The organism is Algoriphagus iocasae (genome assembly GCF_014206875.1).
Taxonomy (GTDB): domain Bacteria; phylum Bacteroidota; class Bacteroidia; order Cytophagales; family Cyclobacteriaceae; genus Algoriphagus; species Algoriphagus iocasae.
Map to the genome: position 1 here is coordinate 1,339,821 of NZ_JACIJO010000002.1, position 13,011 is coordinate 1,352,831.

12 protein-coding genes and 1 tRNA gene are annotated in these 13,011 nt (G+C 41.2%); 4 read left to right on the plus strand and 9 right to left on the minus strand.

The window, feature by feature from the left end; translation table 11 throughout:
* Positions 1 to 29: 29 nt before the first annotated feature.
* Positions 30 to 1,235, plus strand: a complete 1,206-nt coding sequence (locus tag FHS59_RS13195) for a 6-bladed beta-propeller (RefSeq protein WP_184495639.1) — start codon at positions 30 to 32, stop codon at positions 1,233 to 1,235.
* A 99-nt stretch (positions 1,236 to 1,334) separates the two neighbouring features.
* On the opposite strand, the gene rplS is transcribed toward FHS59_RS13195, so the two are convergent.
* The 4 genes from rplS to FHS59_RS13215 all read right to left on the minus strand — a co-directional run bounded on the left by rplS (position 1,335) and on the right by FHS59_RS13215 (position 3,617).
* On the minus strand, positions 1,335 to 1,700 hold the full coding sequence (rplS, locus tag FHS59_RS13200; RefSeq protein ID WP_184495641.1) for a 50S ribosomal protein L19: 366 nt from the start codon (positions 1,698 to 1,700) through the stop codon (positions 1,335 to 1,337).
* An 84-nt stretch (positions 1,701 to 1,784) separates the two neighbouring features.
* Positions 1,785 to 2,468: a tRNA (guanosine(37)-N1)-methyltransferase TrmD gene (trmD, locus tag FHS59_RS13205; RefSeq protein ID WP_184495643.1), complete on the minus strand. Its 684-nt coding sequence runs from the start codon at positions 2,466 to 2,468 to the stop codon at positions 1,785 to 1,787.
* Between the two features lie 3 nt (positions 2,469 to 2,471).
* On the minus strand, positions 2,472 to 3,002 hold the full coding sequence (gene rimM, locus FHS59_RS13210) for a ribosome maturation factor RimM (RefSeq protein ID WP_184495645.1): 531 nt from the start codon (positions 3,000 to 3,002) through the stop codon (positions 2,472 to 2,474).
* Between the two features lie 15 nt (positions 3,003 to 3,017).
* Positions 3,018 to 3,617 (minus strand): 30S ribosomal protein S16, encoded by a 600-nt coding sequence (locus FHS59_RS13215; RefSeq protein ID WP_184495647.1) that lies wholly within the window; start codon positions 3,615 to 3,617, stop codon positions 3,018 to 3,020.
* Positions 3,618 to 3,858: 241 nt separating this feature from the next.
* Here FHS59_RS13215 and FHS59_RS13220 point away from each other — a divergent pair, with 241 nt between their 5' ends.
* The 3 genes from FHS59_RS13220 to FHS59_RS13230 all read left to right on the plus strand — a co-directional run bounded on the left by FHS59_RS13220 (position 3,859) and on the right by FHS59_RS13230 (position 5,398).
* Positions 3,859 to 4,092 (plus strand): GIY-YIG nuclease family protein, encoded by a 234-nt coding sequence (locus FHS59_RS13220; RefSeq protein ID WP_184495649.1) that lies wholly within the window; start codon positions 3,859 to 3,861, stop codon positions 4,090 to 4,092.
* Positions 4,093 to 4,096: 4 nt separating this feature from the next.
* Positions 4,097 to 4,168 (plus strand) — tRNA-Arg (locus FHS59_RS13225).
* Between the two features lie 186 nt (positions 4,169 to 4,354).
* Positions 4,355 to 5,398 (plus strand): LacI family DNA-binding transcriptional regulator, encoded by a 1,044-nt coding sequence (locus tag FHS59_RS13230; RefSeq protein ID WP_184495651.1) that lies wholly within the window; start codon positions 4,355 to 4,357, stop codon positions 5,396 to 5,398.
* A gap of 4 nt (positions 5,399 to 5,402) precedes the next feature.
* Here FHS59_RS13230 and FHS59_RS13235 read toward each other — a convergent pair whose 3' ends face one another.
* The 5 genes from FHS59_RS13235 to FHS59_RS13255 all read right to left on the minus strand — a co-directional run bounded on the left by FHS59_RS13235 (position 5,403) and on the right by FHS59_RS13255 (position 13,001).
* Positions 5,403 to 7,355, minus strand: coding sequence for an alpha-amylase family glycosyl hydrolase (locus tag FHS59_RS13235; protein WP_184495653.1), 1,953 nt, complete (start codon positions 7,353 to 7,355; stop codon positions 5,403 to 5,405).
* Positions 7,356 to 7,370: 15 nt separating this feature from the next.
* Positions 7,371 to 8,852: an MFS transporter gene (locus FHS59_RS13240; protein ID WP_184495655.1), complete on the minus strand. Its 1,482-nt coding sequence runs from the start codon at positions 8,850 to 8,852 to the stop codon at positions 7,371 to 7,373.
* A 289-nt stretch (positions 8,853 to 9,141) separates the two neighbouring features.
* Positions 9,142 to 11,016 carry a heparinase II/III domain-containing protein gene (locus FHS59_RS13245; protein WP_184495657.1) on the minus strand — a complete coding sequence of 625 codons (1,875 nt, stop codon included), beginning with the start codon at positions 11,014 to 11,016 and terminating at the stop codon, positions 9,142 to 9,144.
* A gap of 29 nt (positions 11,017 to 11,045) precedes the next feature.
* Positions 11,046 to 11,924, minus strand: coding sequence for an SMP-30/gluconolactonase/LRE family protein (locus FHS59_RS13250; RefSeq protein WP_184495659.1), 879 nt, complete (start codon positions 11,922 to 11,924; stop codon positions 11,046 to 11,048).
* A 189-nt stretch (positions 11,925 to 12,113) separates the two neighbouring features.
* Entirely contained in the window at positions 12,114 to 13,001 is an 888-nt protein-coding gene (locus FHS59_RS13255) for a sugar phosphate isomerase/epimerase family protein (RefSeq protein WP_184495661.1), read from the minus strand.
* Positions 13,002 to 13,011: the final 10 nt, after the last annotated feature.

Genomic DNA, 13,011 nt, shown 5'->3' on the forward strand with positions numbered 1-13,011 from the left:
AGTTAATTTTTTTTTTATAGATTTAGTTTATGAACATAAATGCTCCATTTATTTTTTTGCTTCTATTATCCTTGATCATTTCATGTGATTCTCCTAATGATGGAATTGGAATAGGGAAAGGAGATCCTGCCATGGGCGAGGCAGAAAAACTTCAAGTTGTTTCTATTGATATGGACGTGTCAAGAAAGGCGAAATTGTCAGAATATTTCTCTGAAATAAACTATACACTTTTGGATTATTCCGATGATGAACCTATTGTAAATGCTTACAATATGGATTTCGCCCAAGATAAAATCTATGTGGAAAGTCGGGAAACTGCAAAGGTTTTTGTTTTTGACAAAAACGGTAAAGTTTTAAACATACTAGGCAAAAATGGGGATGGGCCAGGTGAATTTCGATTAATAGATGATATTTCTGTGTCTGGAGATACTGTTAGGGTGAGAGTAGGACATGCTAATAAATATGTATTATTAAATCACCAAGGAGATTTATTGGGGGAAGAAAAACTTGATTATAGAGGGGTGTTGTATGAAGACCCTAAATTTAGTCTATACCATATACAGGATGGCGTAAGTGAGGAACGCTGGACTTATTTAAGAAAAGACAAGATAAAAAATAATGCAGTAGGGTATTTGCCAATCAGAAAAGGATTTGAAAGATTCTATGCTTTCGGAGAGTTGAATGGGTTTATAATAGACCCTATTAATGGAGAGATTTTTTTTGCCGAGCATTATGATTACCTGGTTCAGAATTTTGACAAAGAAGGGTTTTTGAAAAAAACGATCCGGTTTGATTTTGGGAAAAATAATTGGGATTTGAAGAGCCGTTTGGAATTAGCAAGAAGTGGGCAGGAAAGGCAGGATTATTTATCTGAGAATCAAGTGGTGCAATCGATTGGAGATTTTTTTCCTTTCCAAGATGTATTTTTTATGTCATTTAGAATGAAAATGAAAAACTACTGGGTTTTCATGGATAAGAGTTTTGAAAATCTGAATGTGATCAATGACTGGGAGAATGATTTGGATCTGATGAAATTAGATTATTGGACATGGACAAAAACGGAGGATGAAATCATCTACCAGAAAAGTTCCAGGGGCTTTTTCAATGATTATAAAGCTGCCTTCAATGGGAAATCGGTTGTTATGAGACCAGGAGACGTGCATCATTTTTTTGAGGAAAACAGGGAAAAGCTCCAGGAAGAAAAAATTGTGTTGATCTCATTGAAGCTGAAATAGAAAAGGCTGGAATCTCAATTGGGAGGATTCATTTATCAAGAAAACAACAAAAAAAGGAACCCATTGCTAGGTTCCTTTTTATTGAAAGAGCAATTGCTCTTAGTGCTTCACTCTGATTTTCTCCTTGATACGTGCAGCTTTACCCTGACGTCCTCTCAAGTAGAATAGACGAGCTCTTCTCACTCTACCTTGTCTCAATAGATCGATTTGCTCGATCGCAGGAGAGATGATAGGGAAAATACGCTCTACACCGATACCGTTAGAGATTTTTCTTACTGTGAAAGTCTCACCATTGGTATTAGGGTTTTTACGTTGGATCACAGTTCCTTGGAACTGCTGGATACGCTCTTTGTTACCTTCTTTGATACGTACGTGTACGTTGATGGTATCACCAGCTTTGAAAGTAGGGAACTTAGCTCTAACCTCGCTGTATTCTGCCTCTACTATTTTAATTAGTTCGCTCATAGCTTTATCTTTTTATGCTTTCGCTTTTTGCCATCTCTGTGGCTTATTTAATTACTTCTCGTTCGATGCTGTATCGAAGAAACCCTATTCCTGTCCGTCTAGCAGATCAGGCCTTCTTTGTTGGGTCCTACGAACCGACGCTTCAAATCTCCATTCATTTATCTTGGCTTCATGCCCAGAAAGCAAAACATCCGGAACTTTCATTCCATCATATTCTGCAGGCCGAGTATATACTGGTGGTGCCAGTAAGCCATCTTGGAAAGAATCTGTCAAGGCCGAAGTTTCGTCATTCAATACCCCCGGGATCAGGCGAATCACTGCATCAGCGACTACCGCTGCTGCTAATTCTCCTCCGGAAAGTACGAAATCTCCAATGCTGATTTCTTTGGTGATGAATCGCTCCCTCACCCGCTCATCTACACCTTTATAATGACCACAAAGGATCAAAAGGTTTTTTTTGAGCGAAAGCGCATTGGCCATGGGTTGGTCAAAAGTCTCTCCATCAGGCGTCATATAGATTATTTCATCATAAGTCCGCTCCTGCTGTAAAGATTCAATGCATCGAGCGATAGGCTCGATCATCATGACCATTCCGGCTCCCCCACCAAAAGCGTAATCATCTACTTGCTTTTGTTTGCCCGTTGAATAATCTCTCAAGTTGATCACCCGGATGCTGGCCAATCCTTTTTCTTCCGCTCTTTTCAGAATGGAATGTGCAAAGGGGCTGTCCAACAATCCCGGAACCACCGTGATAATATCAATGTGCATGGGTCAGTCTTCCAGATAAATTTCAAGTAAACCTTCGGGTAATTGGCAGAAAACTTTTTTTGCTGCCTTGTCCACCTTTTGGATAATTCCGTCTTGAATCGGTATCAAAACTTCTTTGCCCTGGTGTGTCACCCCGAGGAGATCCTGTGTTTCCAGATCATAAACAATCTGGACAGTTCCGATCAAACCTTTGGCCTCATCAAAGACCTCAAATCCGATCAACTCGTGGAAGTAATATTGGTCTTCTTCCAATTCTGGTAGCTCGGTCAGAGGAAGATAAACTTCCGTTCCAACGAGTGACTCTACCTGATCGAGCGAATCATAATCCTCAAATTTGGCTAAGGCTTTATTTCCAGGTTGGAGTACAAAATGCTCCAGGAAAAACGGCACCAGCCGGGATTTTTGCTCTAGGAATAGATGCTCAAGATCTTCATAATCTTCGGGATGATCTACATCCAGCACCACGACCACTTCTCCACGAAGTCCATGAACTTTGGCTACATAGCCTAATTGAAAGCATTGCTCCTTGTTCATGGGGAGATTTGTTTATTAAGCTTTTGCTTCGTCGCCTTCTGCGGAAGCCTCAGGTGCTTCTGATCCTTCAGATGCCTCAGGAGCTGCTTCTTCAGAAGCTTCTTCAGCTGGAGCAGGTTTGTTTGCAGCTTCAGCAGCAGCTAGAAGAGCTTTTTGCTCATCTTCTCTTGCTTTAATAGCATCCAATCTAGCTTGGTTTTTAGCAGCTTCAGCATCCAAAGCCTTCTGACGTGCGTCAGCTTTCGCTTTGTTGATACCTTCAGTCTTACCAGCGATTTTTGAGTCTTTTTCGTTCAACCAAGCTTCGAACTTAGCATCTGCTTGTTCTTGCGTGATTGCACCTTTCAATACACCAATTTGAAGGTGTTTCTTCAGCATGATACCTCTGTAAGAAAGCATAGCTTTTACAGTATCTGTAGGCTGAGCTCCATTCAACAACCATTTTAGAGCGCGCTCATTGTTGATGTTAATGGAAGCAGGATTCGTGTTTGGGTTATAAGACCCGATTTTTTCGATGAAGCGTCCATCACGTGGAGCTCTTGCATCAGCTACAACCACGTCGTAGATAGCCATTTTCTTTCTACCTCTTCGTGCTAATCTGATTTTTACTGACATAAATTTGTTGTATTTAGTGAGTGGATGGAACCCGTCCATCCTAATTTTGGAGTGCAAAGATAGTGTAAATCCTTGTAAAGCCATAAGTTGGCTAAAGAATATTTGTCTAAAAGAGAGCTTTTCTTTTATCTTGCAAAACAATTTTCTATGGCCCTGTACCTGCCTGCCGGTTGGAAAGGGTTCGTTGGATATCTACCAATCTGTAGGCCGTGGTTCCAAACAAGGGGATAAATAACCGAATATGTTCACAGTTTATGCCTTAAAAAGTGAAAAGGATGGTAGGATTTATGTTGGTTTTACTCAAGATATAAATAGGAGATTAAAAGAGCATGATTCAGGTAAGACAAAGTCAACCAAAGGTTTGGTACCTTGGTTTGTTATATTTACCGAAGAAGTAGAAACTAGAGAAGAAGCCAGGGCTAGAGAAATTTATTTGAAATCTGGCGTAGGAAAAGAATATTTGAAATCTTTATAAATATGGCCCTGTAGTTCAACGGATAGAACAAGCGTTTCCTAAACGCTAGATCTAGGTTCGATTCCTAGCAGGGCTACAATCAAATGGAAAAGTTCAGTCTAATCAACTGTTATGTTACAAATCCATAACATGCGTTTCCTAAACGCTAGATCTAGGTTCCCTGCCTGCCGGTAGGCTGGGATTCCTAGCAGGGCTACTTTTGATTTTTTATGGTTTCATTCTGAAAATACCTTAAATTAATTCCAGTTTGAACCCAAAATAAATGTCTGAAAAAAGAAGACTTACCCTGAAAGATATTGCCAAAGAGCTTGGAATATCTGTCTCTACTGCCTCAAGGGCATTAAATTCTTATCCTGGTATTGCCGAAGAAACCATCAACATGGTCAAGGATTTTGCAGAAAAGCATAATTATGTCCCCAATACCATGGCTGTTAACTTCAGAAAAAACAAGACCATGACCTTGGGAATTATTGTCCCAGAGCTAATCCATTATTTCTTTTCATCTGTCATCAGTGGAGCAATCCAAACGGCAAAAAAACATGGTTATAGTGTTTTTGTCAGCCAAACAGATGAGAAAGTTTCAGATGAGGTGATTGCCTGCCGAACTCTCCTTTCCTCTGGAGTGGATGGGCTTTTGATCTCTATTTCCAATGAAACAATCGAAGGAGAACATATCCGGGAATTTCTGGATGAAGGTAAACCAGTAGTCCAATTTGATAAAGTTTCAGACTATCTGGAAACTCCGAAAGTGATTGTCGATGATTTTCAGGGAGCTTTTAAAGCAGTGGAACACCTGATTAAGCAAGGTTATAAAAATATTGCACACATAGGTGGCTGGGCAGATGTTAAGAACTCTATGGAGAGAAAGAGAGGATATGAAGCCGCTTTGGATCGTTATGGATTCAAAATTGACAAAAGCTATTTATTCCAATGCAAAGATATCAGCGAGCAGGAAGGGTACGATTTCACCAAAAAACTAATGGAGTTACCAAATCCTCCTGATGCTATTTTCTGTATCACAGATATAGTGGCGATGGGTGCAATCAAATATTTGAAGAAAAAGAAAATGGCTATCCCTGAACATATTGGGATAGTTGGATTCAGCAATTGGCAATTGGCAGGTTTGGTTTCCCCTGGATTAAGTTCGGTGGATCAGCATGCTTATCAAATGGGTGTCAAAGCTGTTGAAATAATGATCAATATCCTGAAAGGAAATGCTGTCTGCAAAGATGAGGCACACTTGCTCGAAACTGAATTAGTCGTCCGAGAATCATCTTCTTTGGGCAAGTACTCCAATCTTGAGTAAGGCCTTAATTGATCGGTTCAAAGAGATAGAATTCATAAGGTTCTAAGATCAGATATTCATGATCCATTCCAATTTCGAATTCCTGTCCGCTCCAGTGATCCAATAGTTTGGATGGAACAGGCTTAGACTCTTTGAAAGCATACCAAGTCAAGAAGGCTGTTTCAGCGCTGAAATTGAAAATTCCATATAATTTTTGATCACCATACTGTCTTAAGAATCCTGCCACATGGATATTATGCGGAGGAAGCCATTGGAGATTTTTGTGATCTGCTACTACTGACAAGCTTTTTCGAAGCGAGATTAATTTCTTGGTTCCTTCAAAAATCTGATGTTCAACAGTTCCTGTTTCTTTCCGGTTTTCATTTTTTTCCCAATTAATAATCGGTCGGTGCATCCATCTATTATCATAGCTTTTCCCAGGATCCTCTAAGTAGGAATAGTCATTGGTATAGCCAATTTCATCGCCATAAAACAACATAGGCAATCCACCAAGGAAAATAGAATGGGCCTGCATCATCAGGATTTTTTGAATCGATTGCTTGATGCTGTATTCATTTTGTTCATCCTGGGCTTTTTCCAGTCCACAAAGGGATGCCAAAGAACCGCTGATTCGGGCATCTCCGGTTTTGGGATTGGAAGAAAAAAGCGCGCCTTTTGAAGGACTATGGGTTTGAGCTCCTGTGAAGTAGTTCTTCAAAAACTTCCGATGTTCAAAAGGGTTTTTCCCTGCCTGCTCTATCATGTAATCATCATATCCCAAGCCGATGTCATCATGGCATCGGGTGTAGGTGATCCAAGTAGTTCCAGCTGGTTTTTTGAGGATTTCATGTTGCGCAGCGAGCATCACCTTTGTTTCACCAGAAGCTAACATATCCCATTGAAGTGCCATCTGCGTTGCATTATAGGCGAAATCACATTCCTTGGCCAGATAGTCTTCAGTTCCAAAATATTTGATTATTTCATTGGGTGCAACAATTGCCTCGCCCAACAATGCCATACCTGGAGTAGCAACTGAAACACATTGCTTGATGAGCCTTAAAAGCGTATGTGCCTGCGGCAAGTTTTGAGAACTGGTCCCAGTTTGTTTCCAGATAAATGCAGGTGCATCTATCCTCAAAACGTCCACACCTAGATTTCCATAGAATAGAATATTTTCCAGCATGGCTCTAAATACCGCAGGGTTCATGTAATTGAGATCCCATTGGTAATTGTGGAAGACAGTCATCACCCATTTGTTGCATTCGGGCACGAAAGTGAAATTTCCTGGAGAGCTTTCTGGAAAGATTTCCGGCATAGATGCATCATACTGATTTGGGATCCAGCGATCGTCATACATGTAGAAATAATCTTGGTATTCAGGGTCTCCTTTTTTGGCTTTTTCTGCCCATTCATGTCTATGCGAAGTGTGATTCAATACAATGTCAAGCATCAAATACATCCCTTTTTTCTGCATTGATTTTCGCAAAACGATCAGTTCCTCAAGTGTACCGTATCTTTCATCGACTTTTCGAAAATTCGAAACCGCATACCCTCCATCACTTTCTCCGGCTGGGCTTTCGAAGAGCGGCATCAAGTGTAAAAAATTCACCCCTAACTCATCAAAGTAACCTAGCTTGGATTTCATGTTTTTAAGCTTTCCTGAGAATCTATCCACATACAAGCTCATTCCAACCAGTTCATTGCTGAGAAACCAATCTCCTTTTTTTTCCTTTTCAGAATCCCTTGATTTCAGATCTTTTCCTCTTTCTGCATTTGCGGTAGCCAAAGACAAAATCAATTGGCCAAAACTCTCCTGAGCTTGAGGCGATGTACCGTAAATTTCAGAAAAGAGTTCTTTGATCTTGTCTATGGAATTGGAAAGTCGCAAGAAAAATGCTGAGTCATCTTTCTTCGAAAAACCGTTTTTAGATAAAATATCAACAGCAAAAGAGTAAGCAGGTTGATCCATTGTATTCATGTAGGTAAATAACTATTAATGTCCGATTGGTCCAGCAGTAGGGCTCTCGGTGATGTTTTTATTTTCTTTGATCCGAAGGACAGCAAGTGCACCAATCAGCAAAAGAGCTCCGGCAAATGTGATGGCAGTTCCAGGATCGTTATTGAGGAAGGTTTTGGAAATGAACCCAAAACTCAACGTTTGAAGTATCATCGGGATCACGATCATCATGTTGATGATTCCCATATACACGCCATATCTCTCTTTTGGAATTTCATTGACCACAAGCAGATAAGGAACGCCCATCATACTTGCCCAGGCGATACCGAAGCCAGTCATCGGGGCAAAGAGCAAGTATTTATTTTCGATATGTGGGAAAATAAGTAAGCCAACTCCAGCCATTATCAGGCAAATGAAATGGACTTTTTTAGGGCCGAATTTGGTGGCCATTTTAGCCAAAAAGAAAGCAGATAGAAACGTGACAATGTTGTACCAGCCATTCACCAGGCCCGTCCAACCCACGGCTTCCTCATAAAGCGATTTGTTTTCTAAAGGAGAGGTATCCCAGACAGATTGAGCAATACTCTTTGCGGCATTCTGCCAATAGCAAAACAGTGCATACCATTGAAAAAGGTACACAAGAGCGAGTTTCCACATCACCGATGGCATTTGGGTTAGGGCTTCTATGATCTCGAGATTTTGGGCAAAAATGACTTTAAGAGTAGGATGATTTTCTGCCCAATGGATTGTCCTTCGGATGATTTTTCGGTCAAATAATGCCGGAATCATCAAAATGAATAAAACCAAATAGGCAAATAAAGTGGTGAGAATAGAAAGGAAAAACTGAATGGCCGGATGAGGCATTCCTTTGTTTCTTTCCTTCAAAACGGCCAACTCTTCTTCGGAAGGAGGATATTCTGGAGTTTTGGAAATACTCCACATGACTGATCCAATGGAACAAATGGTTCCTAGAAAGAATGAGGCATAAACCCAAATAGGTAAGGAGCCGGCAATTCCCGGAATGTATTTTTGGAATACGAATAAGGAGACATTGGCTAAAGTGATGCCCAATCCGGTGAAGAAACTTTGTGTCAGAAAGCCTTTGCTATACTGCTCATCTGGAAGCACATCCGCTATCAAAGCTCTGTATGGCTCCATGGCAGTGTTATTGGCGGCATCCAATACCCACAGCAAACCTGCAGCCATCCAAAGCGAACTACTGAACGGATAAAAGAAAAGACAAATGCTGCACATCAATGCCCCGATAAAGAAAAACGGTTTTCTTCTCCCAAACCTTGGACTCCAAGTACTATCACTTAATGCGCCAATAATGGGTTGAATCAATAATCCAGTCATTGGTCCTGCCAAATTCAAAATCGGGATTTCGTCTGGTGCAGCACCCAACATATCATAGATTGGGTTGACTGCGCTTTGCTGTAACCCGAAACTATATTGAATCCCAAAGAACCCAACATTCATGTTGATGATCTGGGAAAAGGAGAGCTGAGGCTTTCGCATGCGTTATTTTGGGTTCGGTTTTTTGGGTGTTGATTCTAGAGAGATTTATAAATTCTTTAAAATCAGCATTTAAAATACGGATTAAACCCCTTAATCAAAGCGTTGTCCTTTAGGTAGAGCACCCTTTAAAGCATTCAAAATTAGCTATGATCCATTATTTTGAAGCATTTCAAACGGTTGAAATAGAGAAAATTCAAGGGGATTTTTTTTTAAAAAAAAGTTAAAAAAAATCAGTCGAATTAGGATCTAAGAGGTCAAGCTTACCAAATCCATAATATTTTCCTTTTAGTTATTCGCTTTCTCCTGACAACCTAACTATTATTTTTGCTTGATTTCCCTTTACCGTCCAGGCTGGAATTCTGATTTCAATTCTCTTCAACCCTAAGATGTGCCGGTCTAGCTCCAGCGGTGCAGGATCAAGTGAAACCACAGAAACCATGATTTCAGGATGGGAGAGGTTCTGAAGGTGAAGGGTTTTGCCGTTTTGCTTTAATATCGCTCCATTCTTAGTGATTTCTACATCCGCCAAAGTCATCATTTGCCAAGTGATAAGCTGGGTTTTTTCAGAAAGCTCAATTTCATCCTCAATGGTGATTGAGAGCGGGCTGTCTTTTAAAAACTTCCTTTTTGCTGATTTAACCTGACCTTCAAGTGTTTTGCTTAAGTCAAATGTCGCTTCTGGTTGCTCCCCATCACTAAAAGATAGAAGTCTCGATTGGCCTTCAGTTCGGTGAAGGGAATTGTTGACGGTTAGGGTGCTGTGTCCAAAATTATTTTTGGTCAATAAAGTCCAACGCTCACTACTTTGAGAACGATTCCAAAGGTCAAATCCGGTTTGCTCCAAGTCATTGTAATTTTGATTTCCCGGATCTATAGACCAACGCACGCCGTTCAATTCAAATATAAAGGAACCCGCGTCCATATTTCCGTGATTGACCATACCTCGACCACCCTTGCCTCCAAAGTAATAGTGACTCGGATCATTCTCACCTCCTGTAAAAATCACGATCGGATTTGATCCTTCCCCTTTCCAGGCTGTGGGGATTCCTTCTCCTCCTTTTTCTTCGTATTGGGAAATCCAGGCCATAGATGCACCCGCGAGTCGACCCAATTTCCCGAGTTTTTCAGGTGAAATGAGGAAACGATCTCTTTCAAAGTAATGAGGGTTTCCTGATTTTGTTGCGAACCAAGCCAGCGTAAAATCTCCGGCATTGCTACGCTGATCTCCGCAATCCGCAAAATTATAATACCATCCTGAGGGAGCATTTGCCAAGGTGCGGAAAAAAGCACTTTCCTTAAATGCCGGGAATTCCCAATGTCCAAAGTCCGTTCCAAAAGCACTTTCTAGCATCGCAGCCGTGATGACTGAAAAGCTGGTTCCGTAGGCCCAATAGGTGGAACCTTCGGGGTAAACTCCATCAGGACCGTACTCGACCAACGAATGGGGCAGGCCATCCAAAGCCCGATGGATGGTTTTAGTGGCCAACTCAGGATTGACCTCTGCGATGGCAATGGACGCAGCGATCATGCCTCCATTACAGACTTGATTCCAGTTGTTGGTGCCATAAGCCCAACTAGGATTTTTCCCATCTTCAGGCCAACTAGGCATGATTGCCTTTTCGATCAGCGATTTTTTTGCGAGCTCTTGGGTGGATTTAGGTAAGTCTCCAGCGGTCCAGTCCAAAGCAAAAGCTACTGCAGTTGCCATTTCTGCCACATCCAAAAAATGAGAGGGATTCCAGTCCGTAAAATTGCAAACTGCCAAAACCTCATCATTGATTCGGGCGAGCACTTTAGGATTTTTCTCCATCAGATAGACAAACCCCAGCATATTTATCCGATAAAGCATTTCCCTGGAAACTCCCAATAGCCTTCTTCCCTCCATCTCTCTTTCCAAAAGCGGCTCTGCAAAAATGGATTCAGCATTCTGCTGAATGGCAGCATACATGTTTTTTAATACAGGGTCTGTGTTGATTTTCTTTTGCAGGTCTTTTACTATTGGTTTATCGAAAACTAGACGTGGAGAGAATTTTCTAAGGTTTTTTTGGAGATAAGAAGTTGATATGGGATTATCAAGTTTGGGGATTTCTTCCTCCTGTGCAAAAGCTGAAAAAATAACCACAATAAAAATAAGGGAGAGAACCAGTCTGAGTTTTGAGTACATGATTTTCGGTTTAAGTAATTCGCATTTCCTTAAATTAATGCCTTGTTTGGTAAAAAACCCTTGGAAGTGGTTTTTACCAAAAACACATCACCACTTAGCGGATATTCGGTGAGCTGGGCTTCACTGAGATTTTCCTGAGCGGTTGTGATCAAAAGCGTATCCAGATTTTCTCCTCCAAAGCAACAGGAGGTTACATGCGGTACGGGAAGATCTATTTTATCGATTAATTCGCCTGAATTGGGATTCCAGCGATAAACTCCCGAACCTCCATAATGCGCCACCCAAAGCATTCCTTCTTGATCAATGCACATCCCATCAGGGAAGCCAAGTTCTTCTGGAATCTCTACAGCAATTCGGTCAATTCTGATATCTCCACTTTCTAAGTTGAAAGAAAATGCTTTGATCTGCCTAGTTGGAGTATCGATAAAGTAAAAAGTCTGATTGTCTTCCGTCCAGGCCATTCCATTGGAAATGGTCAATTGATCTAATTGTTTTTCTGGCTTCAAATCATGACCAATTCGATAAAGGGAGCCGGCTCCTTCTGTAAATAAAGTGCTCAAAGTCCCGATCCAGATTCTTCCTTGTGGATCTACTTTTCCATCATTGAAACGATGCAAAGGAAATTCCTGCTCCACCTCCGCAATCCAATTCAGGTCTTTTGATTCTAAATTGTACTTAGCCAGCTTACAGTCCAGACCTAAAATCAATTCATTTTCTTTCCCTTCCAAAACCACTGTCAAGCGATGGGGGAAAGTCATCGAGCTGGTATTTCCAGTTGCTGGCGAGTGTTCAAAGAGCTTTCCGTTTTCAATATCCACCCAGAAGAAACTTTGCCTGCCTGAATGCCAATAAGGACCTTCGCCAAGAAAGCATTGAGAGGGGATGGATGTGTAGTTATAGGTTTTCAAAATTTTAGATTATTACTATTTAAAGAAGTGATGATACAAACCTTCGAGGTTTCAAAAACCTCAAAGGTTAATTCTATTGCGTATTTCGTACTTCACTTTTCTTCATTTCATTCCAAGGGGCATATTGAGCGAAGCTGAGGGGGCTGAGGTTCTTCAGAATCTCGTAAATCCGATATCATAAATCGTAAATTACTCGTGCCAATACTGGGCGATTTTCTTTTTCAAGAATCCAACACTTCTGGCTAGTTGATCCATGCCATCTACGCCATCTTCAATGCTGATCCAAGAATCGAACCCTACGCGTTTCAATTCAGTGAAAATGGCGTCGTAATCGTTCATGCCTTGACCGATTTCTCCATGGCTCAGACGCTTGGCATACCCTTGCGCTCCGCCTTCTTCTTTTCTCAAATCTTCAATCGTTCCATATTTCAAAAACCGATCGCTCGCATGCATGGTCACGACTCTTTCTGATACATCATAAAGCAAGTCCAAAGGATCTTCTCCCGCCAAAAATGTATTGCTGGGATCGAAATTCACTCCAAAATTTGGATGATGGATGCTGTTCACCAACTTGGTGAATATGGCTCGTTTCTGAGCAAACTCGGGATATTCCCAAAAATCGTCTTTGTAGTGATTTTCAATGATAAGCGTAATACCCAAGGACTTGGCATAAGGAAGGCATGCTTCGATGCAGTCCTTCGCCAATTTGATTCCTTCATCAATGGATAGCTCAGGTCGGTATTGGCCGGAAAGTACGCGACAATAGTTGCCTCCCAATTCGTCTGTCATCTCAATCCAGCGTTTTTGCTTCTGGATTTCTTTTTCGCGAAAGGATTTGTCCCGATGTGTAAAATCCGGCGAGCAGCACATCATAGGAATCACCATGCCATGATCTTCGACCATTCTTCTGAATAAAGGCCAGTTATTTTGGTTTTCCATTTCCAAAAAGCCTGCATACCATTCCAGCCCATCTATTTCTAAAGGGGCTGCAAGCTTTATCCACTCGGCAATTTTCATGGTTCCATCTTTGCAAAGTGCTTGCATAAAAGCTTTTGGGAAAGCTGCTAATTTGGGCATTTTAGTTTGG

Coding starts and splice junctions, on each gene's coding strand:
- FHS59_RS13195 (WP_184495639.1), top strand. CDS start 30: ATGAACATAAATGCTCCATTTATTTTTTTGCTTCTATTATCCTTGATC.
- rplS (WP_184495641.1), bottom strand. CDS start 1,700: ATGAGCGAACTAATTAAAATAGTAGAGGCAGAATACAGCGAGGTTAGA.
- trmD (WP_184495643.1), bottom strand. CDS start 2,468: ATGCACATTGATATTATCACGGTGGTTCCGGGATTGTTGGACAGCCCC.
- rimM (WP_184495645.1), bottom strand. CDS start 3,002: ATGAACAAGGAGCAATGCTTTCAATTAGGCTATGTAGCCAAAGTTCAT.
- FHS59_RS13215 (WP_184495647.1), bottom strand. CDS start 3,617: ATGTCAGTAAAAATCAGATTAGCACGAAGAGGTAGAAAGAAAATGGCT.
- FHS59_RS13220 (WP_184495649.1), top strand. CDS start 3,859: ATGTTCACAGTTTATGCCTTAAAAAGTGAAAAGGATGGTAGGATTTAT.
- FHS59_RS13230 (WP_184495651.1), top strand. CDS start 4,355: ATGTCTGAAAAAAGAAGACTTACCCTGAAAGATATTGCCAAAGAGCTT.
- FHS59_RS13235 (WP_184495653.1), bottom strand. CDS start 7,355: ATGAATACAATGGATCAACCTGCTTACTCTTTTGCTGTTGATATTTTA.
- FHS59_RS13240 (WP_184495655.1), bottom strand. CDS start 8,852: ATGCGAAAGCCTCAGCTCTCCTTTTCCCAGATCATCAACATGAATGTT.
- FHS59_RS13245 (WP_184495657.1), bottom strand. CDS start 11,016: ATGTACTCAAAACTCAGACTGGTTCTCTCCCTTATTTTTATTGTGGTT.
- FHS59_RS13255 (WP_184495661.1), bottom strand. CDS start 13,001: ATGCCCAAATTAGCAGCTTTCCCAAAAGCTTTTATGCAAGCACTTTGC.